Origin of the sequence: Streptomyces sp. 7N604 (genome assembly GCF_052245475.1) — a bacterium.
Taxonomy (GTDB): Bacteria; Actinomycetota; Actinomycetes; order Streptomycetales; family Streptomycetaceae; genus Streptomyces.
In genome coordinates, this window is sequence record NZ_JBQQBX010000024.1 from 62,846 (window position 1) to 86,752 (window position 23,907).

Annotated in this window: 19 protein-coding genes and 1 riboswitch; of the genes, 6 read left to right on the forward strand and 13 right to left on the reverse strand. The window is 70.7% G+C overall.

All coding sequences use genetic code 11. The features are described 5' to 3' along the window. The first annotated feature begins 292 nt into the window (after positions 1-292). Positions 293-550, forward strand: coding sequence for a WhiB family transcriptional regulator (locus tag ACTWP8_RS25520; protein WP_003983230.1), 258 nt, complete (start codon positions 293-295; stop codon positions 548-550). A 169-nt stretch (positions 551-719) separates the two neighbouring features. Here ACTWP8_RS25520 and ACTWP8_RS25525 read toward each other — a convergent pair whose 3' ends face one another. The 6 genes from ACTWP8_RS25525 to ACTWP8_RS25550 all read right to left on the reverse strand — a co-directional run bounded on the left by ACTWP8_RS25525 (position 720) and on the right by ACTWP8_RS25550 (position 8,476). Next, positions 720-2,189: a sensor histidine kinase gene (locus tag ACTWP8_RS25525; protein WP_443324509.1), complete on the reverse strand. Its 1,470-nt coding sequence runs from the start codon at positions 2,187-2,189 to the stop codon at positions 720-722. A gap of 339 nt (positions 2,190-2,528) precedes the next feature. Further along, on the reverse strand, positions 2,529-3,599 hold the full coding sequence (locus ACTWP8_RS25530; protein WP_443324463.1) for an SIS domain-containing protein: 1,071 nt from the start codon (positions 3,597-3,599) through the stop codon (positions 2,529-2,531). Between the two features lie 44 nt (positions 3,600-3,643). Further along, a complete protein-coding gene (locus ACTWP8_RS25535; protein ID WP_443324464.1) occupies positions 3,644-5,179 on the reverse strand; it encodes a glycoside hydrolase family 3 protein in 1,536 nt (511 codons plus the stop codon). A 9-nt stretch (positions 5,180-5,188) separates the two neighbouring features. Next, positions 5,189-6,055 (reverse strand): carbohydrate ABC transporter permease, encoded by an 867-nt coding sequence (locus ACTWP8_RS25540; protein ID WP_443324465.1) that lies wholly within the window; start codon positions 6,053-6,055, stop codon positions 5,189-5,191. After that, the gene (locus ACTWP8_RS25545; protein WP_443324466.1) at positions 6,052-7,068 is read right to left on the reverse strand and encodes a carbohydrate ABC transporter permease; all 1,017 of its coding nucleotides are present in this window, start codon (positions 7,066-7,068) and stop codon (positions 6,052-6,054) included. Before ACTWP8_RS25545 ends, ACTWP8_RS25540 begins: the two co-directional genes overlap by 4 nt. Positions 7,069-7,174: 106 nt before the next feature. Further along, a complete protein-coding gene (locus ACTWP8_RS25550) occupies positions 7,175-8,476 on the reverse strand; it encodes a sugar ABC transporter substrate-binding protein (protein ID WP_443324467.1) in 1,302 nt (433 codons plus the stop codon). Positions 8,477-8,787: 311 nt separating this feature from the next. On the opposite strand from ACTWP8_RS25550, the gene ACTWP8_RS25555 reads away from it, so the two are divergent. From ACTWP8_RS25555 to ACTWP8_RS25565, 3 genes are all read left to right on the forward strand, one after another. Further along, positions 8,788-9,561, forward strand: a complete 774-nt coding sequence (locus ACTWP8_RS25555) for a GntR family transcriptional regulator (protein WP_443324510.1) — start codon at positions 8,788-8,790, stop codon at positions 9,559-9,561. Between the two features lie 150 nt (positions 9,562-9,711). Further along, positions 9,712-11,928, forward strand: a complete 2,217-nt coding sequence (locus ACTWP8_RS25560; protein WP_443324468.1) for a carbon starvation CstA family protein — start codon at positions 9,712-9,714, stop codon at positions 11,926-11,928. Beyond that, positions 11,925-12,131 carry a YbdD/YjiX family protein gene (locus ACTWP8_RS25565; RefSeq protein WP_443324469.1) on the forward strand — a complete coding sequence of 69 codons (207 nt, stop codon included), beginning with the start codon at positions 11,925-11,927 and terminating at the stop codon, positions 12,129-12,131. Before ACTWP8_RS25560 ends, ACTWP8_RS25565 begins: the two co-directional genes overlap by 4 nt. Before the next feature lie 63 nt (positions 12,132-12,194). Here ACTWP8_RS25565 and ACTWP8_RS25570 read toward each other — a convergent pair whose 3' ends face one another. Beyond that, the gene (locus tag ACTWP8_RS25570; protein ID WP_443324470.1) at positions 12,195-12,779 is read right to left on the reverse strand and encodes a Uma2 family endonuclease; all 585 of its coding nucleotides are present in this window, start codon (positions 12,777-12,779) and stop codon (positions 12,195-12,197) included. 128 nt (positions 12,780-12,907) lie between these two features. Then, positions 12,908-13,038: riboswitch (cobalamin riboswitch) on the forward strand. Positions 13,039-13,192: 154 nt separating this feature from the next. Between ACTWP8_RS25570 and ACTWP8_RS25575 the strand changes: the two genes are divergently transcribed. Both ACTWP8_RS25575 and ACTWP8_RS25580 read left to right on the forward strand, forming a co-directional pair. Further along, on the forward strand, positions 13,193-15,694 hold the full coding sequence (locus tag ACTWP8_RS25575; RefSeq protein ID WP_443324471.1) for a ribonucleoside-diphosphate reductase subunit alpha: 2,502 nt from the start codon (positions 13,193-13,195) through the stop codon (positions 15,692-15,694). After that, on the forward strand, positions 15,695-16,762 hold the full coding sequence (locus ACTWP8_RS25580) for a ribonucleotide-diphosphate reductase subunit beta (protein WP_443324472.1): 1,068 nt from the start codon (positions 15,695-15,697) through the stop codon (positions 16,760-16,762). Between the two features lie 112 nt (positions 16,763-16,874). Here the strand turns inward: ACTWP8_RS25580 and def are convergent, their stop codons facing one another. The 6 genes from def to ACTWP8_RS25610 form a co-directional block, all read right to left on the reverse strand. Then, entirely contained in the window at positions 16,875-17,522 is a 648-nt protein-coding gene (def, locus tag ACTWP8_RS25585; protein ID WP_443324473.1) for a peptide deformylase, read from the reverse strand. Positions 17,523-17,630: 108 nt separating this feature from the next. Beyond that, positions 17,631-18,614: a tetratricopeptide repeat protein gene (locus ACTWP8_RS25590; protein WP_443318375.1), complete on the reverse strand. Its 984-nt coding sequence runs from the start codon at positions 18,612-18,614 to the stop codon at positions 17,631-17,633. A 447-nt stretch (positions 18,615-19,061) separates the two neighbouring features. Continuing rightward, a complete protein-coding gene (locus tag ACTWP8_RS25595; RefSeq protein WP_443324474.1) occupies positions 19,062-20,291 on the reverse strand; it encodes an HD domain-containing protein in 1,230 nt (409 codons plus the stop codon). A 470-nt stretch (positions 20,292-20,761) separates the two neighbouring features. After that, the gene (locus tag ACTWP8_RS25600; RefSeq protein ID WP_443324475.1) at positions 20,762-22,384 is read right to left on the reverse strand and encodes an HD domain-containing phosphohydrolase; all 1,623 of its coding nucleotides are present in this window, start codon (positions 22,382-22,384) and stop codon (positions 20,762-20,764) included. Positions 22,385-22,605: 221 nt separating this feature from the next. Further along, complete coding sequence (gene rsrA / locus ACTWP8_RS25605; protein ID WP_443324476.1) at positions 22,606-22,974, reverse strand: mycothiol system anti-sigma-R factor; 369 nt, start codon at positions 22,972-22,974, stop codon at positions 22,606-22,608. Then, entirely contained in the window at positions 22,971-23,639 is a 669-nt protein-coding gene (locus ACTWP8_RS25610; RefSeq protein ID WP_443318392.1) for a sigma-70 family RNA polymerase sigma factor, read from the reverse strand. The genes rsrA and ACTWP8_RS25610 overlap by 4 nt, the downstream gene beginning before the upstream one ends. Positions 23,640-23,907 lie beyond the last annotated feature (268 nt).

The following is a 23,907-nucleotide window of genomic DNA, read 5'->3' on the forward strand; positions in this document are numbered from 1 at the left end:
GAACGTTTAGGCCAGCCTCCACCCCCCGGAAGTACGGCTGTGACCGAGGCGACACCAAGGAATCAAAAAAAACTTTCCAGAAGGGGTTGTATCCGCCGCCGAGGTTTGCGAGTCTCTTCATGGCGATCGGGACGGCCCCAGCAACACGGCCCCCTTGAGAGCCTGAATCCCCCTCACTCCCCCTGGGACCGCACCAGGTAACTGGAAGACGGCCCCTTCCCTTGCGAGGGGATTCGTGAAAGCGTTCACATTCACAAGCAATCAGCTGGTAACACAAGGAGATGGAGCAGCCATGGACTGGCGTCACCGCGCCGTTTGCCGCGAGGAAGACCCCGAGCTCTTCTTCCCCATCGGCAACACCGGTCCTGCGCTGCTGCAGATCGAGGAAGCCAAGGCCGTCTGCCGTCGCTGCCCCGTGATGGAGCAGTGCCTGCAGTGGGCGCTGGAGTCCGGTCAGGACTCCGGCGTGTGGGGTGGCCTCAGCGAGGACGAGCGCCGCGCTATGAAGCGCCGCGCCGCTCGCAACCGGGCGCGCAACGCCAGCGCCTGACCCAGCCCCTGTGCCAGGGCGGCGCGTACGGTGTGTGCGCACCTCCCGCCCCCGAGCCGCAGCGCGCAGTACACCAAGAGCGCTCAGCAACAGCAGCCTTGAGCCCCGGACCGACTGGCCCGGGGCTCAAGGCTGTTCAGCGCTGTTGAGTCCTGTTCAGTGCCGCTGTTCAGCTCTTCTCCGCGCGAACCGGCATGTCCAGGACCACGCGGGTGCCGCGCCCGGGTGCGGGCAGCATGTCGAACGTTCCGCCCAACTCGCCCTCCACCAGCGTCCGTACGATCTGCAGGCCCAGGTTGCCCGCCTTCTGCGGGTCGAAGCCCTCCGGCAGCCCCCGTCCGTCGTCCTGCACGGTCACCAGCAGGCGGCCCTCGGTGCGCGTACCGCCGCGTACCGCCGACACCTCCACCGTGCCCGTCTCCCCCGGCCCGAAGCCGTGCTCCAGGGCGTTCTGCAGGATTTCCGTGAGCACCATCGACAGCGGGGTCGCGACCTCGGCGTCGAGGATGCCGAAGCGGCCCGTACGGCGCCCGGTGACCCGGCCGGGCGAGATCTCCGCGACCATGGCGAGCACCCGGTCGGCGATGTCGTCGAACTCCACGCGCTCGTCCAGGTTCTGCGACAGCGTCTCGTGCACGATCGCGATCGAGCCGACCCGGCGCACGGCCTCCTCCAGCGCCTCCCGCCCCTGGTCCGAGTCCATCCGGCGCGCCTGGAGGCGCAGCAGGGCGGCGACGGTCTGGAGGTTGTTCTTCACCCGGTGGTGGATCTCCCGGATGGTGGCGTCCTTGGTTATCAGCTCGCGCTCGCGGCGGCGCAGTTCGGTCACGTCGCGGAGCAGGACGAGCGAACCGATGCGGGTGCCCTTGGGCTTGAGCGGGATGGCGCGCAGCTGGATGACGCCGCCGTTGCCCTCGACCTCGGTCTCGCGGGGTGCCCAGCCGCTGGCGAGCTTGACCAGTGCCTCGTCGACCGGGCCGCGGGACGGGGCGAGTTCGGCGGTGGTCTGGCCGAGGTGACAGCCGACGAGGTCGGCCGCCAGGCCGAGACGGTGGTAGGCGGAGAGGGCGTTGGGGCTGGCGTACTGGACGATGCCGTCGGCGTCGAGCCGGATGAGACCGTCCCCGACACGCGGCGAGGCGTCCATGTCGACCTGCTGGCCGGGGAAGGGGAAGGAGCCCGCGGCGATCATCTGGGCGAGGTCGGAGGCGCTCTGGAGATAGGTGAGTTCGAGCCGGCTGGGGGTCCGTACGGTCAGGAGGTTGGTGTTGCGCGCGATGACGCCGAGGACCCGGCTCTCCCGGCGCACCGGGATGGACTCGACCCGGACCGGCACCTCCTCGCGCCACTCGGGGTCGCCTTCGCGGACGATCCGGCCCTCGTCGAGTGCGGTGTCGAGCATCGGGCGGCGGCCGCGGGGAACGAGATGGCCCACCATGTCGTCCTGATGCGAGGTGGGGCCGGTGTTGGGCCGCATCTGCGCGACGGAGACATACCGGGTGCCGTCGAGGGTAGGGACCCACAGCACGAGGTCGGCGAAGGAGAGGTCGGAGAGCAGCTGCCACTCCGAAACCAGCAGGTGCAGCCACTCGAGGTCGGACTCGGTGAGGGCGGTGTGCTGGCGTACGAGGTCGTTCATGGAGGGCACGTGTGCGAGCCTACCGGGGTGGAGGAGAATGGATTCGGCGCCGATTCCTCGGCGAACGCGTAGACAGACAAGAATGGTCTAGTCCACAATGAAATAGTAAAACGTCCATCCTCCCCGCACAGGAGGATGGAACGGAGATCGCGCCGCTCTCTGCCCTGACTGCGACGTGGCCTCCAGGCCGGCAGAGCCGTCCGCGGGGAACCGCACACCTCGCGGCCGCGTCCCGTCGGCATAAGCTCCGGGCTGCGGTGCCGGACAGGTTGAGGGTCCTGTCCCGGCGCCGCGGCCCGCGGGTGTTTCCGGGCCCTGCAGCCCTTACGGGGCCCTGCCTCAGTGAGTCTCGGTGACCTTGGCGAGGGCGCGCGGGGCGTCCGGGTCCTGGCCGCGGGCGATGGTGACCTCGTACGCCAGCATCTGCAGCGGCAGGATCTCCAGGATCGGCTGGACCTCCTCCGTGACGCCCTCGGTGGGCAGCGCGAAGCCCGCCGAGGCCTTCTCGACCTCCGCGCGGCTGCCGATGACGACCAGGTCGGCGCCCCGGCCGCGGAGCCGGTCGAGGACCGGCTGGAGGGCCTCGCCGCCCTTGCCCTCGGTGACGATGGCGATGACCGGCGAGATGTTGTCGACCATGGCCAGCGGGCCGTGCAGCAGGTCCGCGCCGGAGTACGAGAGCGCCGGGATGTAGCTGGTCTCCATCAGCTTCAGCGCGGCCTCCTTGGCGGTCGGGTAGCCGTAGCCGCGGGAGGTCAGGACCATGCGCTCGGCGAAGCGGTAGCGGCCGGCCAGCGCCTTGACCTCGTCCCTGCGGTCCAGGACCTGCTGGGCCAGCTCCGGGAGCACCTTGGCCGCCGCACCGTCGCCGCCGCGCAGGCCCTCGACGAACAGATAGAGGGCGAGCAGCTCGGCGGTGTAGGTCTTCGTGGCCGGGAGGGCCCTCTCCGGGCCGGCGAGGACGTCGATGTGGAACTCGGACACCGCGGCGAGCGGCGAGTCCGCGTTGTTGGTGACCGCGAGGGTGATCGCACCGGCCTCGCGGGCCGCCTCGGTGGAGGCCACCAGGTCCGGGGAGCCGCCGGACTGGCTGACGGTGATGACCAGCACGTCGGTGAGGTCCGGCTTGGCGCCGTACGCGGTCGTGGTGGACATGGAGGTCAGACCGCACGGCTTGCCCAGCAGCACCTCGAGCAGGTACTTGGCGTACAGCGCCGCGTTGTCGGAAGTGCCGCGCGCGGTGAGCAGGACGAAGCGCGGGTTGCGGGCCGCGATCCGCTCCGCGATCTCCCGGATCCTCGGCGCACCTTCGTCGAGGATCCGCCGCAGCACGGCCGGCTGCTCGGCCATCTCGCCGGACATGATCCGGCCCGGCTGCGAACTCGGCTGGGTCGGCGTCGTGGCGGACATGCTGGGTGCCTCCAGTTGGCTTAAGTGTTCATGCCCCGCGGCCTTCAGCCCCCGGCGCCCTTGCCGGTGATGACCTCCGCGGCGGCCCGTCCGCAGACGCGGGCGGCGCCATGCGTCGCGATGTGCAGTGCTCCGGCCGGCGGCGCCTGCGGGACTCCCATCTCGACCACGGCCGTGTCGGGCCGGGTGGCGATCAGGACCGCCAGTGCATCGGCCATCCAGGGGTGCCGGTGAACGTCGCGGACCACAGCGACGATCCTACGGTCAGCGGCCGCCTCGAGCATATTTGCGATCATTGCAGACAGCCCTCCGGCGGCCCCGTCCGGATTGCCGTACGAGCCGGTGCCGGTGCCCGGCAGCAGCCGCGCGAGCTCGGCGCCGACGCCCCAGGGGGTCTCGTCGCCGACGGCGATGTTGGCGACCGGTGTGAGGGCGGCGACGTAAACGGGCTCGGTGGCGGGCCGGTACGTGCCGGTCACCCGCAGGGCGCGGCGCGCGGCGGTCAGGCCCACCTCGGGCGCGGCCCCTTCGTCCGCGCCCGCCTCAGCGCCCACCCCGAGCGTCCAGCCGGCCAGGGCCCGTACGCGGGCGGCCGCGTCCGCGAGCCGCTCCTCGGCGAGTTCGCCCTCCCGTACGGCCCGTACGAGCGCGTCGCGCAGCCGCAGCACGGTCTCCTCGTCCGCGAGCCCGCCGCCGACGCAGATGGCGTCCGCGCCCGCCGCGATGGCCAGCACGCTGCCGCGCTCGATGCCGTACGCCGCCGAGATCGCCCGCATCTCCATGCCGTCGGTGACGATCAGCCCGTCGAAGCCGAGGCCGCCTTGGTCCGCGGGGGCGCGGAGCAGGCCGTTCAGGGCGGAGGGGCTGAGGGTGGCGGGGCGGTCCGGGTCGAGCGCGGGCAGCAGGATGTGCGCGCTCATCACGGCCCTGGTGCCTGCTTTCACGGCGGCGCGGAAGGGCACGAGTTCGCGGTCGTAGAGGGTGCGGAGGTCGGCGGCGATGCGCGGCAGGTCGTGGTGCGAGTCGACGTCCGTGTCGCCGTGGCCGGGGAAGTGCTTGGCGCAGGCGGCGACGCCCGAGGACTGGAGGCCGTCGATGTACGCGGCGGTGTGGCGGGCCACGAGATCCGGGTCCGCGCCGAAGGAGCGGACGCCGATGACGGGGTTGTCCGGGTTGGAGTTGACGTCCGCGGACGGGGCCCAGTTGAGGTTGACCCCGCACTCGGCGAGCCGGCGGCCCAGCTCGCGGGCGACGGACCGGGTCAGCGCCGTGTCGTCGACGGCGCCGAGCGCGAGGTTGCCGGGGAAGGAGGAGCCGGTGCGGACCTCGAGCCGGGTGACGTCCCCGCCCTCCTCGTCGATCGCGACGAGGACATCGCCGCGCTCGGCGCGCAGCTGGGCGGTGAGCTCGGCGAGTTGCCCGGGTGAGGTGATGTTGCGGCCGAACAGGCCGACGGCGGCGAGGCCTTCGCCGAGCCGGCGCAGCAGCCAGTCGGGGGCGGTGGTTCCGGTGAACCCGGGCTGGAGGACGGCGAGGGCGTCGCGGGTGAGGGTGTCAGTGCCTCGTGCGAGGGTCGTCATGGAGGTGCGTCATCCCTTCACTGCGCCGGAGGTGAGTCCTGCGGCCATCTTCTTCTGGATGATCATGAAGAAGATCACGACGGGGAGGGCGATGAGGACGGAGGCGGCCATGAGCGCGCCGTAGTCGGTGCCGCGCTCGGTGGTGAAGGTCATCAGCCACACGTTGAGGGTGTACTTGTCGTTGTCGTTCATCAGGACGTACGCGAACAGGTACTCATTCCACGCGTTGACCAGGGCGAAGATGGAGGCCGCCGCGAGCCCGGGGGCGAGCAGCGGGAAGACCACCCGCCGGAAGGCCCCCATCCGCGTACAGCCGTCGACCATCGCGGATTCCTCGAGTTCCACCGGGATGTTGACCACGAAGCCGCGGATCATGATGACCGCGAACGGCAGCGTGGAGACCAGATAGACGATGATCACGCCCCAGTACTCGTTGAGCGCGCCCATCGCGTTGAGCTGGATGTAGATGGGGATCAGCATCGCGGTCGGGGGCAGCATCTGGACCATGATCAGCACGATCAGGAACGCCTTGCGGCCGTAGAACCGGAACCGGCCGACGGCGAAGGCCGCGATGGTGGCGATGACCATCGCTCCGATGACCGCGGTGAGGCAGATGATGAGGCTGGACTGGATCGCGGTGGTGAAGTTGGGCTGCCCGGTGGCGCGTACGAAGTTGTCGAAGGTGATCGACGACGGCCACAGCGTCTGCTCGTAGCTGCGGATCTCGTGGTTGGGCCGGAGGGCGCTGATCACCAGCCAGTAGACCGGGAAGGCCACCGCCAGGAACGTGATCAGGCCGAGGACGTCGTAGACCAGCCGGTGCTTCTTGCGATCGGGGCGCAGGGTCTGCGGAGCGGCGGACGCGGAGGCACTCATTCGACCTCTCCTGTCTTCATCAGCTGGCGCAGGTAGTAGACGGCCACGCCGGCCAGCAGCAGCACGGTGACGAGGGCGATCGCGGTGCCCTGGCTGAAGGAGGTGGACTCGAAGGCCTTGCTGAACGAGTAGAGGCCCAGGGTTTCGTACTCGGGCTCGGGCTTGTTGCCGCGCAGCAGGAAGATCTGGCCGAAGACGTTGAAGTCCCAGATCACCGACAGGGTGGCGACCATCTGGAAGACCGGCCTGATGACCGGCCAGGTCACGAAGCGGAACACGCCCAAGGAGCTCGCCCCGTCCAGCTGGGCCGCCTCCTCGAGCTCGCCGGGGACCTGGGTGAGGGCCGCGTAGAGCGTGATCACCACGAACGGGATGGCGCCCCAGACGACCAGGACGACGATGATCGTGAAGCCCTGCCAGGGGTCGAGGAACCAGTTGTGGCCGAGGAATTCGACCCCCGGGAGCTTGTCGATCAGGGTGTTGATCAGGCCGTAGTCGGAGTCGGACAGCCAGCGGAAGATGGAGGTCGCGACCAGCAGCGGCATCGACCAGGCGGCGACCAGCGCGCCGGTCAGCAGCAGCCGCACCCAGGTGGACAGACGCTGCATCAGCAGCGCGATGAGCAGCCCGAGCCCCATGGTCAGCAGCACGCAGACCGCCATGAAGAGCACCGTGCGACCGGTGACCGACCAGAACTCCGCGTCGCCGAGGATGTCGGTGAACTGCTCGAAGCCCACCCACGGCGGGGAGTCCCCGGTCCACAGCTCCCGCCGCCCCATGTCCTGGAAGGACATGACCACGGTCTTGACCAGGGGGAACGCGAACACGGCAGCAATGGCCACGATCGCGGGGGCGATGAGCAGATACGGCAGTGCCGCCCCCGCTCTCCTGCCGCGGCGCGGCGACCCGGCCTTGGAGGCCGGCCGGGGGGCCGGTCCCCCGGGCGCGCGCGGGGCGCGCACCTCGGCCACTCCGGGGGGAGGAGCGGCTGCTCGTGTGTCGGCGGCAGTCACAGTGCTGACCTTCCGTTCGTTCTCGGCACCGGAGGGGGCGGCGGCAGGCAGGGGCCCCGGGTGCGGGCCCCCGCCTGCCGCGCATGGCGCGGTCGGACCGATCGGGTCAAGAGGCCTTGTTGATCAGCTCGTTGATCTTCTCGTCGGCCTTCTTCGTGGCGTCGGTCACCGAGGTGCCCTTGAGGATGTCGAGCAGCATGACCTCGAGGACCTCCTCCTTCTCGATCGCGGTCCAGCCGGGGGCGATCGGGGTGAACCAGGCGTCCGGCACCGCGTTGGCGATCGGAGCGGTGGACTCCTTCTGCTTCAGCGGCTCGAGCTGCTTGGTGTTGTTGGGGAGGATGTCCTTGGAGGCCAGGACCTCCTGGGACTTCTCGCTGGTGAAGAGGGAGATCCACTCCTGGCCCAGGTCCTGGACCTCGGACTTGCTGACCACGGCGAGGTCCGAGCCGCCGATGAAGGAGGGCAGGGCCTTGCCGTTCGGACCCGGCATACCGGCCGTCTTGATCTTGCCCTCGAGCTTCGGGTTGCCGTTGTTCTTGCCGTCGATGACGCTGCCGGCCTCCCAGCCGTTGCCGTAGAGAAGGGCGGCCTTCTCGTTGGCCATCACGTTGGCGTGGTCCTGCTCGTCCTTGGTCTGGTCACCCTTGTTGTACTTCCTGACCAGGTTGACGAAGTGCTCGATGCCCTGCTGCGCCTCGGGGGTGCTGAGGGCGGCCTTCCACTCCCTGGACCCCTCGTCGTACTCGGCGATCCGCCCGCCGTACGCGGCGACGTAGGACATCGCGGCGTACCAGTAGCGGCCGGGCAGGTAGAGCGAGGAGAAGCGCTTGTCCTTCTCGCCGTACTCGGCCTGGACCTTGTCGGCGGCCTTCAGGAGGTCGTCCTCGGTCTCCGGGAGCGTGTCCGAGCCGGTCGCCTTCTTGAACTGCTCCGCGTTGTAGATGGCGACGCGCGCACCGGCGTAGTACGGCACGCAGAACTGCTTGCCCTCGAAGGTGCAGGTGTCCTTGAGGCCCTGGATCCAGGTGTCGGAGTTGTCGTACTTCTTGGGGTCGATCTCGGCGAGCGCCCCGTTGAGGATGTACGTCATGGTCTCGGTGTTGCCGAGCTCGACCACGTCGGGGAACTTGCTGCCGCCGAGTGCGGTGTCCAGCTTCTTGGCCTTGTCCGCCCACTGCTGGTACTGCACCTTGACGGTGACCTTCGGGTACTTCTTCTTGAACTGCGCGTTGACGTCCTTGACCAGCTCGGGCCAGGTGCTCTGCGCATCGACCATCAGCCAGACCGTGAGCGTCTCGTTCCGGTCCTTGGGATCCTTCGACGCCCCCGAGTCTTCCGACCCGCACGCCGCCACTCCAGTGATCATTGCCGCGACGCCGACCGCCGCGATGAGCTTGCGCCTCACGCCACCCTCCTTCAACGGATGCCAGAGAACTCCCCCACCCCCGTCAGGTCGCTTGAGCCCTTGAACCGATTCGTTACGGGCGCGCACTGTGTGTGGCTCGGGGACGTGGTCTTTAATGGTTTAGACCAGTGCTCGGCAGCTTGGCCTAGACCTTTTGGGGTGTCAAGGGTGTATAAGAGTCGCGTCGGCTCCGTTACCGGACCGACACCTGAGCTGGATGGCCGCCAGAGGCCGGGACCGTGCCACGATGTGAGCCGCTGAGGACGGAGGAGCCGGTGACGGCAGCAGGACAGCAGTCGGGAAGGCTGGCCATGGAAACCGAAGGGGACAACGCCGAGGGCAACGGCAACAACGGCACCCTCGCCGCGCGGAGCGCGCGCGTGCCCAAGTACTACCGGCTCAAGCGTCATTTGCTGGAGATGACCGAGACGCTGCCGCCCGGCACGCCCGTACCCCCGGAGCGCACGCTCGCCGCCGAGTTCGACACCTCGCGTACGACCGTGCGCCAGGCCCTGCAGGAGCTGGTGGTCGAGGGGCGGCTCGAGCGGATCCAGGGCAAGGGCACCTTCGTCGCCAAGCCCAAGGTCTCGCAGGCCCTGCAACTGACCTCCTACACCGAGGACATGCGGGCCCAGGGCCTCGAACCGGCCTCCCAGCTCCTGGACATCGGCTATGTCACCGCCGACGACCGGCTCGCGGGGCTGCTCGACATCGCGACCGGGGGGCGGGTGCTGCGCATTGAACGGCTGCGGCTCGCGAGCGGCGAGCCGATGGCGATCGAGACGACACATTTGTCGGCAAAGCGATTCCCCGCGCTGCGCCGGAGCCTGGTCAAGTACACCTCGCTCTACACGGCGCTCGCGGAGGTCTACGACGTCCGGCCGGCAGAGGCCGAGGAGACGATCGAGACCTCGCTGGCCACGCCCCGCGAGGCCGGGCTGCTGGGTACGGACGTGGGGCTGCCGATGCTGATGCTGTCGCGGCACTCGCTGGACGCGGACGGCCGTCCGGTGGAGTGGGTGCGGTCGGTCTACCGCGGCGACCGCTACAAGTTCGTCGCGCGTCTGCAGCGCCCTCAGGGCTGATCAGCGGGAGCTCGGGACACCTCCGTGACCTGGGGGTTTGGCAACCGTTTCCGTACCGGTATGCGGCCGGGTGGTGACGGTTCCCACACCGCTGGCTTAGATTTCCTGCGCGTTACACAGGAGTCGGCCGCAGGGACGGAGTTCGTTGCCATGTCAGAGCCAGCAACACCACCACAGACCCCCACGCGCAACCTGAATCCCAAATCCGTGGCGGTCTGGACGCTCGTCGCCCTGATAGGCGCGGCCGGCTGGGCCGTGCTGGCGCTCTCCCGGGGCGAGGAAGTCTCAGCGGCCTGGATGGTGGCGGCGGCCCTCGGCTCGTACGCCATCGCGTACCGCTTCTACGCGCGCTTCATCACCAACCGGGTCCTGAAGGTCGACAAGTCCCGGGCCACGCCCGCCGAACGGCTCAACAACGGAGTGGACTTCCACCCGACCGACCGGCGGGTGCTGTTCGGCCACCACTTCGCGGCGGTCGCGGGCGCGGGCCCGCTGGTCGGCCCGGTCCTCGCGGCGCAGATGGGCTACCTGCCCGGCACCATCTGGATCATCGTCGGCGTGATCTTCGCCGGCGCAGTGCAGGACATGGTCACGCTGTTCTTCTCGATGCGCCGCAACGGCCGGTCGCTCGGCCAGATGGCGCGGGACGAGATCGGGCCCTTCGGCGGTGCCGCCGCCCTGGTCGCGGTCTTCGCGATCATGATCATTCTGCTTGCGGTGCTGGCGCTGGTCATCGTGAACGCCCTGGCGAACTCGCCGTGGGGCGTCTTCTCCATCGGCATGACCATCCCGATCGCCCTGTTCATGGGCTTCTACCTGCGCGTACTGCGGCCGGGCCGGGTCACCGAGGTCTCCGCCATCGGCGTCGCGCTGCTGCTGCTCGCCATCGTCGCGGGCGGCTGGGTCGCCGAGTCCTCGCTCGCCGACTTCTTCACGCTGTCGCCGGGCGCCCTGGTCATCTGGATGGTCGTCTACGGCTTTGTGGCCTCCGTACTCCCGGTGTGGATGCTGCTGGCGCCGCGCGACTACCTCTCGACCTTCATGAAGGTCGGAACGATCGCACTGCTGGCGCTCGGCGTCGTCATCGCGCTGCCGACGATGAAGATGGACCCGGTGACCAGCTTCGCCTCGAGCGGCAACGGGCCCGTCTTCGCCGGGTCGCTCTTCCCGTTCGTCTTCATCACCATCGCGTGCGGCGCGCTCTCCGGCTTCCACTCCCTGGTCTCCTCGGGCACCACCCCGAAGATGATCCAGAAGGAGACGCAGATCCGGATGGTCGGCTACGGCGCCATGCTGACCGAGTCGTTCGTCGCCGTCATGGCGATGATCACCGCCTGCATCATCGACCCCGGGCTGTACTTCGCGGTCAACTCCCCGGCGGGCGTGATCGGTTCGACGGTCGACTCGGCATCGCAGGCCGTGGCCGGCCTCGGCTTCTCCATCTCGCCCGACCAGCTCGCCGCGGCGGCCAAGTCGGTCGAGGAGCAGAGCCTCCTCTCCCGTACGGGCGGCGCGCCCACCTTCGCCCTCGGCATGTCGGAGATCTTCTCCTCGGTGATCGGCGGCGCCGGGCTGAAGGCGTTCTGGTACCACTTCGCGATCATGTTCGAGGCGCTGTTCATCCTCACCACGGTGGACGCGGGCACCCGGGTCGGGCGCTTCATGCTCCAGGACATGCTCGGCAACGTCTACAAGCCGTTCCGGCAGGTCAGTTGGAAGCCGGGCGTGTGGTTCGCCAGCGCGGTCGTCGTGGGCGGCTGGGGCTACTTCCTGTGGGTCGGCGTACACGACCCACTGGGCGGCATCAACCAGCTCTTCCCGCTCTTCGGCATCGCCAACCAGCTGCTCGCGGCGGTCGCCCTGGCCGTCTGCACCACGCTGCTGGTGAAGTCCGGGCGGCTGAAGTGGGCCTGGGTCACGGCGGTTCCGCTGGCCTGGGACGCGGCGGTCACGCTGACCGCGAGCTGGCAGAAGGTCTTCTCCGACGACCCGCGGGTGGGCTTCTTCAAGCAGCGGGCCCTCAACCAGGAGGCCATCGACGCCGGGAAGGTCCTGCCGCCCGCCAAGAACATGGACGACATGCACACCATCGTCACCAACGCGACGGTGGACGGCGTGCTCGCGGCGCTCTTCGCGCTCCTCATCGTCGTGGTGATCGCCGACGCGGGCCGGGTCTGCTACAAGGCGATCCGCGACCCGCAGAGCGTCACGCTGCACGAGGTGCCGTTCGAGGAGTCGAAGATCGTCGCCCCGGCGGGGCTCTTCCCGACCAAGGAGGAGAAGGCGGAGCTCGTGGCGGCCGGGGTCGGCGCGGACGCCGGTTCCGGGGAGCGGGGCGGAGCCCGCGACCGGGAGCCCCAGCCGTGAAAGGGGCGGCGGGCATCCGCAGGACGGCCTCGAAGATCCGCTGGTTCTGGCGCGAGGCGTCGGGCGAGGCGACGTACGACCGTTACGTCGCCCACGCCCGGGCCCACGACCCGCGGGCGGAGGTGCTGAGCCGACGCGAGTTCGAGCGGCAGCGCATCGATGCGCGGGAAGCCGACCCGCGGGAGGGCTTCCGCTGCTGTTGAACTCGTGGTCGTAGGACGGCCGCCGTATTCCCCGCCACCGGGGATTGCGGCGGCCGTTCGTCGTCAGCGCACCCAGTCCTTGAGAGGCGCGGTCTCCACGGTGATTCCCACGGGATCGGGCAGCTCGACCGCCTTGCCGAACGGAACGGTGTGGGCGTTCTCGTACCGGACGCCGTCCGGCTCGCTGAAGACCGTTACCTCGCAGCTGTCGCGGTCGATCAGGAGATAGACCGGGATGCCGGTCTCGGCATAGGCGCGTGGCTTCTCCGTCCGGTCGCGCCCATCAGTGTCGGAGTCGTACGAGGTGACCTCGACGGCCATCAGCACCGGAGCGGGGTCGGCCCATTCGCCCTGGCCGACGAAGGCGCCGCTGGACGCCAGCGAGCCGTCCGGCCGTGCCCGCCCCTTCCGGTACTCCTGCACCTTCAGGCCCTGGTCGGGGTAGAGCCACAGCTCCGGGCGCGACTGCATGCAGATGCGCGTCAGCCACTCGATAATCCGCCCGTGATCCCCGTCCGGCATGGGCTTGCTCCTGATTTTCCCATCGATGAACTCCAGCCGTGCGCCTTCCTCCATGCGAGCGGCTATCCGAGCGGCCTCTTCAAAGCTCTCGATCGTCATGTGCGGCCGGTCGGCGAGCACGGTCATCGAGCCTCCTCCTGCTGCTTGTCGGACGGAGCAGTCCTACCCGCACGACGATAGCGGAGGGCACCGACAGTCGGCGCCTCATCGCTCGCGACTCACTAGATGTGGGGGTTGGCCCCCGAGGCCACCCCTACATGTATGCTCGTGCTCGCTGCCACCGCAGGGGAATCCGGTGCGAATCCGGAACTGTCCCGCAACGGTGTGGATGTGCGTGTTCGCGCATGTCCCGAGTCCGAGGACCTGCCGGCAGCACCGCCCGGCTCGACCGGACCGGGCGGCGAATCGTCCCGGGTCTCGTGGGTTGGGCCGACGGACGCTGCGCGGTGTGCTGCCGCCCCTTCCCCGGGGTGACGTACGCCCGCACGCGCCCGTGGCGCACCACCCCTCGCGGCCCCAGCCGAGCGAGGGAGAGCCACGTGACCATCGCGCCCGCGGATCCTGCGTCACGCGAGTCCGTATCGGAGCCCGCCACAGCCGCGGTGACCGCCCCAGCAGCCGTGGAGGCGGGCATCGCCGACGGCCCCGGCTCCGCCCTGCTGCGCACCCTGACCGACCTCACCGCCGACCTGCCCGCGACCGACCCGGGCCGGGTCGCCGCGGCCGCGCTCCGCGGCCGCCACGCGGGCTCCGACGAGGCCGAGTTGCGGGAGCTGGCCACAGAGGCGGCGGCCGGGCTCATCTCCGAGGACCCCGAGTACTCGCGGCTCGCCGCGCGCCTGCTCACCCGCGCCATCGCCGAAGAGGCCGCAGGCCAGGGCGCCGTCTCCTTCTCCGCCTCGGTCGCGACCGGCCACCGGGAGGGCTTGATCGCCGACGGCACGGCCGAGTTCGTCCGCGCCCACGCCGCCCGCCTCGACGCGCTCGTCGAGTCCGCCCTCGCCGACGGCGCCGACGACCGGTTCGGCTACTTCGGTCTGCGCACCCTCCACAGCCGCTATCTGCTGCGCCACCCCATCACCCGTCAGGTCATCGAGACCCCGCAGCACTTCATGCTCCGAGTGGCCTGCGGACTCGCGGAGGACGGCTCGGAGCGGGCTGTCGGCGAAGTGGCCGCGCTCTACGGGCTGATGAGCCGCCTCGACTACCTCCCCAGCTCCCCCACCCTCTTCAACTCCGGTACCCGCCACCCGCAGATGTCCTCCTGCTATCTGCTGGACTCCCCGCTGGACGAGCTCGACTCGATCTACGAGCGCTACCACCAGATCGCACGGCTCTCGAAGCACGCGGGCGGCATCGGCCTGCCGTACAGCCGCGTCCGCTCGCGCGGCTCGCTGATCCGCGGCACGAACGGGCACTCCAACGGCATCGTGCCGTTCCTGCGCACCCTCGACGCCTCCGTCGCCGCGGTCAACCAGGGCGGGCGGCGCAAGGGCGCGGCCTGCGTCTACCTCGAGACCTGGCACGCGGACATCGAGGAGTTCCTGGAGCTGCGCGACAACACCGGCGAGGACGCGCGCCGCACCCACAACCTCAACCTCGCGCACTGGATCCCGGACGAGTTCATGCGCAGGGTCGAGGCGGACGGGCCGTGGTCGCTGTTCTCGCCCGCGGACGTACCGGAGCTGGTCGACCTGTGGGGCGCCGAGTTCGACGCCGCGTACCGGAAGGCGGAGGCGGAGGGCCGCTACGTCAAGCAGATCCCGGCCCGCCAGGTCTACTCCCGGATGATGCGCACCCTCGCGCAGACCGGCAACGGCTGGATGACCTTCAAGGACGCCGCGAACCGGACTGCCAACCAGACCGCCGAGCCCGGCAGGGTCGTCCACTCCTCCAACCTCTGCACCGAGATCCTCGAGGTCACGGAGGACGGCGAGACCGCCGTCTGCAACCTCGGCTCGGTCAACCTCGCCGCCCACCTGGGCGAGGACGGCGAGATGGACTGGGAGCGGCTCGACGCCACGGTCCGTACCGCCGTGACCTTCCTCGACCGGGTCGTCGACATCAACTTCTACCCCACGCCGCAGGCCGCGGCCTCCAACGATCGCTGGCGGCCGGTGGGCCTCGGCGTGATGGGCCTCCAGGACGTCTTCTTCCGGCTGAAGCTGGCCTTCGACTCCCCCGAGGCCGCCCGGCTCTCCACGCAGATCGCCGAGCGCATCATGCTGGCGGCGTACGAGGCGTCATGCGCTATCGCCGAGCGGCACGGCCCTCCCCCCGCCTGGTCCGCCACCCGCGCCGCGCGCGGCGTCCTGCACCCCGACCACTACGCCGCGGAGCCGCGCTGGCCCGAGCGGTGGGACGCGCTGCGCGCCCGTATCGCCCGGACCGGCATGCGCAATGCGCTGCTGCTGGCGATTGCGCCGACGGCGACGATCGCCTCCATCGCGGGCGTGTACGAGTGCATCGAGCCGCAGGTGTCCAACCTCTTCAAGCGCGAGACGCTGTCGGGCGAGTTCCTCCAAGTCAACTCCTACCTGGTGGCGGAGCTCAAGCGGCTCGGCGTGTGGGACGCGCAGACCCGGGAGGCGCTGCGCGAGTCCAACGGCTCGGTGCAGGACCTCACCTGGATTCCGGAGGACGTACGGGCGCTGTACCGGACGGCGTGGGAGATCCCGCAGCGGGCGCTGATCGACATGGCCGCGGCCCGTACGCCGTACCTCGACCAGAGCCAGTCGCTGAACCTCTTCATGGCTTCACCGACCATCGGCAAGCTCAGCTCGATGTACGCGTACGCGTGGAAGAAGGGCCTGAAGACCACGTACTACCTGCGGTCGCGCCCGGCGACGCGGATCGCCCAGTCCGCGCGCGCCGCCACCGCGGCGACGGCCGACACCGCCGCCACCCCCGCCACCGCGGCGACCCCGGCGACCCCGGCGACCCCGGCGACCCCGGCGACCATTCCAGTCCAGCAGGCCGCCCCCGACGAGGCGGTCGCCTGCTCCCTTGAGAACCCCGAGTCCTGCGAGGCCTGCCAGTAAATGAGTGCCCACCCGTCACCCGACCACCACCCCTCGAAGACGGCGCTTCGCGCCGGCACCTCTACCTCCAAAAACCTTCTCGACCCGGGCTTCGAGCTGACCCTGCGTCCGATGCGCTACCCGGACTTCTACGAGCGGTACCGCGACGCGATCAAGAACACCTGGACCGTGGAGGAGGTCGACCTCCACTCCGACGTGGCCGACCTCGCCAAACTGTCCGCGGGCGAACAGCACATGATCGGCCGCCTGGTCGCCTTTTTCGCGACCGGCGACTCGATCGTCGCCAACAACCTCGTCCTCACCCTCTACAAGCACATCAACTCCCCCGAGGCGCGGCTCTATCTCTCCCGCCAGCTCTTCGAGGAGGCCGTCCACGTCCAGTTCTACTTGACGCTGCTGGACACCTACCTCCCCGACCCCGACGACCGCACGGCCGCCTTCGCCGCGGTCGAGAACATCCCGTCCATCCGCGAGAAGGCGCAGTTCTGCTTCCGGTGGATGGACTCGGTGGAGGAGATCGACCGGCTGCGCACGGAGGAGGACCGGCGCCGCTTCCTGCTCAATCTGATCTGCTTCGCGGCGTGCATCGAGGGCCTGTTCTTCTACGGTGCCTTCGCCTACGTCTACTGGTTCCGCTCGCGCGGTCTGCTGCACGGCCTGGCGACCGGTACGAACTGGGTGTTCCGTGACGAGTCGATGCACATGGAGTTCGCCTTTTCGGTCGTGGACACTGTCCGCCAGGAAGAGCCGGACCTCTTCGACGAGGAGCTGGGCAAGCAGGTCACGGCGATGCTGGAGGAGGCCGTGGAGGCCGAGCTGCAGTTCGCCCGCGACCTGTGCGGGGACGGCCTGCCCGGGATGAACACCGACTCGATGCGCGAGTATCTGCAGTGCGTCGCGGACCAGCGGCTGCGCCGCCTGGGACTGCCGGCGCGCTACGGCTCGGAGAATCCGTTCTCCTTCATGGAGCTGCAGAACGTCCAGGAGTTGACCAACTTCTTCGAGCGACGGCCGTCCGCGTACCAGGTGGCGGTCGAGGGCTCGGTCGCCTTCGACGACGACTTCTGAACGACCGACTGCCCCAGGCCCGGTGTCGCGGGTCTGCGGCAGTCGCCGAGCATGGCGCACAGGTAAGGGGCGGCCTCAAGAGGGGCCGCCCCTTACGCGAGCACGGAGAAGGTCAGTCGTTCGGGACCGTCTCGTAGCGCGGCGTGCCCTCGGCCATCTGCCGGAGCGCGTCCTTCCGGTCCCGCTTCGACAGCCGGTCGATGTAGAGGTAGCCGTTCAGGTGGTCGGTCTCGTGCTGCAGGCAGCGCGCGAAGTAGCCGGTGCCCTCGACCGCGATCGGATTGCCATGGAGGTCCTGGCCGCGGCAGACCGCGTAGTCGGGGCGGGCCAGCGGGGCATAGGCCGTCGGCACCGACAGGCAGCCCTCGTTGGAGTCGTCCAGGACACGGAGCTCGGCGGGCAGGTCGTCGATCACCGGGTTGCAGATCGCGCCCACGTGTCGCTCACCGTTGTCGTCCGGGCAGTCGTAGACGAAGACCCGCAGGTCGACGCCGATCTGGTTGGCGGCGAGGCCCACGCCCTCGGCGGCCCGCTGGCTGGCAAACATGTCGTCGACGAGCTGCGCGAGCTTGTCGTCGAACTCGGTCACGTCCTTGCAGCGCCGGTGCAGCACCGGGTTGCCGACGACGGTGATCGGGCGGGCGGTGCCGCGCTCGCGGTGCGCCTTCTCCCGCGCCTCGGCGTCCACCGTGTCGTCGATGAACTCCGAGGATTCCGCCTCGGCATCCGCCACCTGCTGCCCGCTCTCCTGCTGCGCCATCTCCGCCGTACGCCTTCCTCATGCCTGATGCGATGCCCGTGACAGGGCTCCGTACAGGGTACGGCCAGTGGCGACGGCGGCGGGCCGGGTCCTCAAGACACTCCGGACTCAGCAGACCTCTTCCAGATCGCGCCACGCGCGCGTGTCCGGGCTGTCGGCGACCCACCCGTCGAGCAGGCCGCGGACGAGCCCCGAGGGCGCCGCGATCCCGCACTCCCGCTCCGGCACCCACAGGTCGCCCGCCGTCCTGTGCCCCAGCGGCCCCGGGTGGCCGGGCTCACTGTGGTCGTGGGGGTCCAGGTGCTGCTCGCCGTCGCCCTCGTCGCTGGGCATCCGGCTCTCCGAGCACGAGCGGCACAGCAGCCGCACCGAGGACGACCAGTCCTCGGCCGCGAAGCCCGCGTCGGCCGCGAGCTGCTCCAGCGCGTCCCGGTCGGACTCCGCTGCGGCCTCGAGCAGCACCACCCAGGTCGGCACCGGCGAGGGCGCCCACAGCTCGATCTCGTCGAAGACGGGGTACGACGGGCCCGCCGAGGTGATCCGCTCGCCGTGCGGGACGCCGTCGTGCAGCACGACCTCGCCCCAGCGCCGCCCGGACGACGGCAGCGGAATCGACAACACCTCGATCCGCGCGGGATCGAGCCTGCGCCCCCAGACGACCTCGGCCTCGCCCTCGGGCGAAAGGCGCACCGCCGCGCTGCCCAGCTCCATACCGACCGGCTCGGTGGCCGGGGCGCCCTCTCCGGGCACCTTCAGCCCGTACGCCTGCCAGGCGCGGCGGGCCAGCGGCCAGTCCTGGAGGGCGGTCGCGGCGATCCCCACGTTCCACCAGTCAGGGGCGCCCGCCTCGCGGTCGAGGAGCGCGACAGCGCGCAGCCCCGCGGCGCGCGCCTGCTCCCAGTCGTGCCGGAACTTGTGCAGCAGGGCGAGGTTGAACCAGGACTCGGAGAGCCAGGGCTCGAGATCGGCGGCCTGCGTGAGCAGGGCCCCGGCGTCCTCGTACCGGCCGTCGCCGATCAGGGTGAAAGCCCGGTCGGTCGCCTGCCGCCACGAGGCGGAGGGCCGATGCCGTACCTTGCCGAAGATCCTCACGATTCCCGCCTGCCGGTTCGCTCCGTGTCCTTTTGCCGTGTTTGGTGTGCGCCCTGTGTGGGTCAGCCGATGACGGCCAGGACGTGCCCCTCCAGTACGACGTACCCCGCGTCGCCCTCCTTGAGGACAACCTGCCACAGATTGCCCGTCATCTCAGCCTGGATCCCCACGCTCACCACTGCTCCTTGCCGCCCGGGCGAACCCCGAATCCCCTTTCCTCGCATCCAACCATGCCCGTCTCGGCGTCCGCTCATTACCCACGGGTTCTGCGGCTTCAGGGACGGCTGTTAAGGCTGGGTGACGCTGGTCGCGGCGCTGCTGCGGCACGTACGGCGCTGCTTGCGGGCGGGCTCGCGGCTCGGTTCACGACCCGCTGCGGGCTCGGTTCACGGCCGGCGCTGCGGGCTGGGTTCACGGCCGGGCTTCGCCGGTGGATTCCCGCCGGATTCACGACGGCGGGCCGCCACCGCGCGCGAGCACACGCGCCAGCGCCTCCACGACCCGCGGCTCGTAGTCCCTGGCGGTGCCGAGCCGGAGCCGCTCGAGCGCACGGAGCGGACCGCCGAGGCCCCCGCCGCAGCCCGCGAGGTCGTCGAAGGCGTTGACGGTGCGGACGATCCGGGCCGAGAGCGGCTGCTCCCGGTACGGGTCGGCCTGCCGCTCGACGACCACGGCGACCTCGGCGGGCACCCCGGTCTGTCGTACGACCGCGCCGCCGAGCAGGGCGATCCGGCGCTGCTCCTCGGCGGGCAGCGGCTCGGTGGCGCCCGCCGGGACCGGGTCGACGAGGGAGAGCTGGCCGATGTCGTGCATCAGCGCCGCGTACTCCAGCACGGTCAGGTCGGGCTCCGACAGGCCCAGCTCGCGGCCGACGGCCCGGCTGAGCGCGGCGACCCGGCGGGCGTGACCCGTGGGCGTGTAGCCGGCGATCTCGGTGGCGCGGGCGAGCGAGGCGATGGTCTGGCGGTAGGTGGCCCGTACGGCGGCGTAGCGGCGAAAGGAGAACTGCGTGAGCAGCAGGGGCACACAGAACACCGGCAGCGCCCAGAGCCCGGCGACGGCCATGGCGAGGGCGATGACCACGCCGGTCGCGCAGATCGCGGACCCGACGCCGAGCAGGGCGCGCAGCTCGTCGCGGAGCAGCGGGCCGTACGGCCAGCCGGTGCGGGCGCGGGCGAGCGCGGCGCCGAGGACGGCGTCGCAGAGGCAGGTGAGGGTGAGGAGCAGGAGCAGCAGGACGGCGTAGTACGGGCCTTGGCCGAGCCACTCGTCCAACGCGCCGGATCCATAGAGGGGTTGGAAGCAGGTGGCCGCGAAGCCGGCCGTCAGCACGCGGCGGGCGAGGTGGTCGAGAATGGGGGCGCGGCCGAAAGCGACGTGCGGGGCTGTGCCGGCCAGGGCGGCGGCGCCGACGACGGTGACGACCTGGGGAACGCCGTGCGTCGCGGGGTGCCCCGCGATCTCCGCGAGCAGCGCGTACGCGAGGGCTCCAGCGGCGGCGAGCGGCGCGGCCTCACGGCCGTCGGGCCCCCCGCGGACGAGCTCGCCGACGGCGATGAGCACCCCGAAGGCGAGCGCGGTCCCCGGCTCGTCGACGCCGTGCCACAGCGTCCACCCGAGACCGGCGCCCCCCACCCCGGCGGCAACGACCCGCACTCCCACCACGACCCAGGGCACGCGCGCGTGTCCCCGCCGCCCGTGCGGAGCCCGATGCCGCCCATGCGCGTGCGTCGCGTGCCCACCGCTGCTGCCGGGCTCCCACCGGGACACCGCCCCGCCACCGGCCGCGCCCTCCGCTGCGGCCTCATGCCCCTCTGCCGGCCCAGACGCGGCCGCCGCCGCGCCAGGGCTTGGCGCGGCTGCCCCGGCCAGGGCGTCCATCGCGGCCATTGCGTCCATGGGTCCGCTGACACCCGCGTCGGCCGGCCCATGGCCCTTTCCCAGCGGGACCCCGACCCCCGCCGGTCCAGGGACACGCCCCTCTGCTCCCGCATCGTCCGCTGCCGACGGGGACCCGCCGGCCGCCGGTCCGGCGGCACGCGCGCGGGCGCCGGGGATGCCGTCAGTGCCGTCCGTAAGTGGGGCAACCCGCGCGTCCTGTGCACCGGGTGGCCTGCGCGGTGGGCGCCCGGAGGTGGAGCCGCTCGTCATGCGGGGCCTCCCCGGTCGGACCGCCCGGCGGCCGAACCGCCGGGAAGCCCCGCGCGCTGCCCCGCCGGGGCATCCGGCTCCGAGCCAGAAGCGGGTATGCCTCCAGGCCCTGCCGAAAGCCGCGCGGGGGACGGGAATCCCGGCCCGCGCCCGCCCGGGTGGCCGGACGCGTGCCCGGCCGGGGGCGTGCCGAGCGCCGGGTCCGGCACGCGCGCGTGGCCGGTGGCTGGTTCCCGCACGGCGGGAGGTGCGTACCCGGCCGGCCCCGGGCGTGGGGCCGCCCCGCGCTCCGGTGGCGGGACGTTTCCGCTGAGGTCGACAGCCTCCGGAGCGTCCGCGGTGACGCCCGGGCGCCAGCCGTGCCGGTCGATCGCGCGGGCCAGCGCCAGCACCATGCGCGGGTCGAACTGCGCCCCCATGCACCGCCGTAGCTCCTCGACGGCCACGGGCACCGGCCGCGCCCGCCGGTACGACCGGGTCGACGTCATCGCGTCGAAGGCGTCGGCGACCGCCACCACGCGCGCGCACTCCGGGATCCGCCCGCCCGACAGCCCGTACGGATAGCCGCGCCCGTCCAGCCGCTCGTGGTGGTGCAGGATCGCCGCCCGCGCCTCCCCCAGGAAGCCGATGCCGCGCACCATCTCGTGCCCGTACTCCGGGTGGAGCTCGATGATCCGCCGCTCCTCCGGGGTGAGCGGCCCGTCCTTGCGCAGCAGCCGCGTCGGGACGCCCAGCTTGCCGACGTCGTGCAGGATGCCCGCGAAGCGCAGCACCTCGATCCGGTCGTCGTCCATGCCGAGTTCGCGGGCGATCATGACCGAGGCGCGCCCTACGCGCTCGCTGTGGCCGCGCGTGTAGCGGTCCTTGATGTCGACGGCCTGGACGAGGGCGCGGATGGTGGCCTGGTGCGCTGCACGCTCGCGGTGGTACAGCGCGAAGATCCAGCAGGAGACGTACATCGGCAGCAGCACCAGCAGCGCGGCGACAGGACCGTACGGACTGCGCCACAGCACCGCCATCATCAGCCCGGCCAGGCCGTGCACGAGGTGCGGCGCGAGCGAGCGCAGCGCCAGTCCGCGCCAGGCGGTACGGGGCGAGCAGCGCTCGGCGGTCACGAGGATCCCGCCGTCGAGGGCGGCGAGGACCAGGCAGAAGGTGACGGCCCCGGCGGCCGCGGGCAGCAGGGCGTACGGGAAGTCGGCGGCGGAGACGGCGTTCCGGCCGCCCTCGGTGAAGCTCCCGCCGCTGAACGCGTGCGCCGCGGCGTACGAGGCGAGCGCGAACCGGGCAGCGTGCCACACCCGCCGCGGCCACGCCGGCTGCTGCTCGACGCGGCCGACGAGGGCGCCGGGCACGGCCACGAGCGCCGCCGCGGCCGGCGGCAGCAGGTAGGCCCCGGCGAGCAGGACGGGGACGAAGGAGCCCATGCCGGTGGGCGCCCGGTGCCCCATGAAGGGGATCCGGGTCAGCTGCTCGCACCCGGCGTACAGCAGGGCGAGCAGAAGGACGGCCCCCCAGGGGGTCCCGGCGCCGGGTCGCAAAGCGGGTCCGGCGCACGCAACGGTGGCGAGCACGGCGCACAGGATGTACGCGCGAGCCCCCGGCGGCACACCTCGCATGGCATGTCCTCCCCCTGCTCGCTGCGCGCTGATCTCTTTATCGACGCACGCGTCAGGAAGGGGAGAATAGGGCCGCGTCCGCGCCGGGGTAGGCCCATCGGCGTATTAAGGGGTCCGACGAGTCCCGATTCGCACCTACGGGTGACATGACAGGAAGAGGGGCCCGGCAGGACTATTGCGCGCCAGGGCCCCTGCGTGCCCTCGGTGAGGGCTGCCCGCGGTCAGGCCGACTCGGCCGTGCGCGTGGCTCGCGCGGACGCGTCGGCGTCCTGCGCCTGCCGGGCCTGCTGGTCGGCCACCGCCTGCTCCATCACGGTCTGTTCGGGCACGGCCTCACCCGACCTGATGAGCTCGATCCTGCCCATCACCTTGGACCGGAGGTCGGTGGGCACGTCATCATGGCCGCAGCAGCGCTTCACGAGCTTCTTCACGGCCTGCTCGAGGCCGTACTTCTCGAGGCACGGCGAGCACTCGTCGAAGTGCTCCTTGAACTTGTCGGCCTCGCCTGCGGGCATCTCACGGTCGAGAAACTCGTAGAGGTGGTCGAGGACCTCCGAGCAGTCCGTCTCGTGCGGATCTCCGCAGCTCATGATCCCGCGCCTTTCCGATCGTGCGACTCGGTCGACGCAGCGCCCGCGCCCGCAGGGACCAGCCCGCGTTCCAGGGCGTAGTCCTCGAGCAGACCGCGCAGTTGGCGGCGACCGCGGTGCAGCCGCGACATCACCGTACCGATGGGTGTACCCATGATGTCCGCGATCTCCTTGTACGCAAAGCCCTCAACGTCCGCGAGGTAGACCGCTATCCGGAACTCCTCGGGGATCGCCTGCAGCGCCGCCTTCACGTCCGAGTCGGGCAGGTGGTCGAGCGCCTGCGACTCGGCGGAGCGCAGCCCGGTCGACATGTGCGACTCGGCGCGCGCGAGCTGCCAGTCCTCGATCTCCTCCGTGGCGCTGCGCTGCGGCTCGCGCTGCTTCTTGCGGTAGGAGTTGATGAAGGTGTTCGTCAGGATCCGGTACAGCCACGCCTTCAGGTTGGTGCCCTCGCGGAACTGGTGGAACGAGCCGTACGCCTTGGCGTACGTCTCCTGCACGAGGTCCTCGGCGTCCGCAGGGTTGCGCGTCATGCGCAGCGCGGCGGAGTACATCTGGTCGAGGAAGCCCAGGGCATCCCGCTCGAAGCGCGCGTTGCGCTCGGCGGCCGTCTCATGCGGCTGGCCGTCGTCGGTCCCTGCCTCGGTACCAGTGACCGGACCCACCTCCTCCAACGCGTCCACGGACCCGAAAGCGGATCCGCTCGAATCGGAGGATAGACGACGATCCACTCCGCCCGCCGCTCCTTCGAGGGCAGGCTGCGCCACCGCCATCTGCGACCACACGACCTGGGCGGTCTGCGGACGGGGCGGGCATTGGATCGAACCCATGCGGGAGACTCCCTCTGCTGTGCCTTGCGGTGCCTACGTACGGACACCCCCCACAACGCCATCGGTCCCCGGCGCATTCCCGACGGTCGGAGCGATCTCGGCG

Excerpts from the sequence above, each read along its gene's own strand:
- ACTWP8_RS25520 (WP_003983230.1), top strand. The coding sequence starts at position 293 with ATGGACTGGCGTCACCGCGCCGTTTGCCGCGAGGAAGACCCCGAGCTC.
- ACTWP8_RS25525 (WP_443324509.1), bottom strand. The coding sequence starts at position 2,189 with ATGAACGACCTCGTACGCCAGCACACCGCCCTCACCGAGTCCGACCTC.
- ACTWP8_RS25530 (WP_443324463.1), bottom strand. The coding sequence starts at position 3,599 with ATGTCCGCCACGACGCCGACCCAGCCGAGTTCGCAGCCGGGCCGGATC.
- ACTWP8_RS25535 (WP_443324464.1), bottom strand. The coding sequence starts at position 5,179 with ATGACGACCCTCGCACGAGGCACTGACACCCTCACCCGCGACGCCCTC.
- ACTWP8_RS25540 (WP_443324465.1), bottom strand. The coding sequence starts at position 6,055 with ATGAGTGCCTCCGCGTCCGCCGCTCCGCAGACCCTGCGCCCCGATCGC.
- ACTWP8_RS25555 (WP_443324510.1), top strand. The coding sequence starts at position 8,788 with ATGGAAACCGAAGGGGACAACGCCGAGGGCAACGGCAACAACGGCACC.
- ACTWP8_RS25560 (WP_443324468.1), top strand. The coding sequence starts at position 9,712 with ATGTCAGAGCCAGCAACACCACCACAGACCCCCACGCGCAACCTGAAT.
- ACTWP8_RS25570 (WP_443324470.1), bottom strand. The coding sequence starts at position 12,779 with ATGACCGTGCTCGCCGACCGGCCGCACATGACGATCGAGAGCTTTGAA.
- ACTWP8_RS25580 (WP_443324472.1), top strand. The coding sequence starts at position 15,695 with ATGAGTGCCCACCCGTCACCCGACCACCACCCCTCGAAGACGGCGCTT.
- def (WP_443324473.1), bottom strand. The coding sequence starts at position 17,522 with ATGGCGCAGCAGGAGAGCGGGCAGCAGGTGGCGGATGCCGAGGCGGAA.
- ACTWP8_RS25600 (WP_443324475.1), bottom strand. The coding sequence starts at position 22,384 with ATGCGAGGTGTGCCGCCGGGGGCTCGCGCGTACATCCTGTGCGCCGTG.
- rsrA (WP_443324476.1), bottom strand. The coding sequence starts at position 22,974 with ATGAGCTGCGGAGATCCGCACGAGACGGACTGCTCGGAGGTCCTCGAC.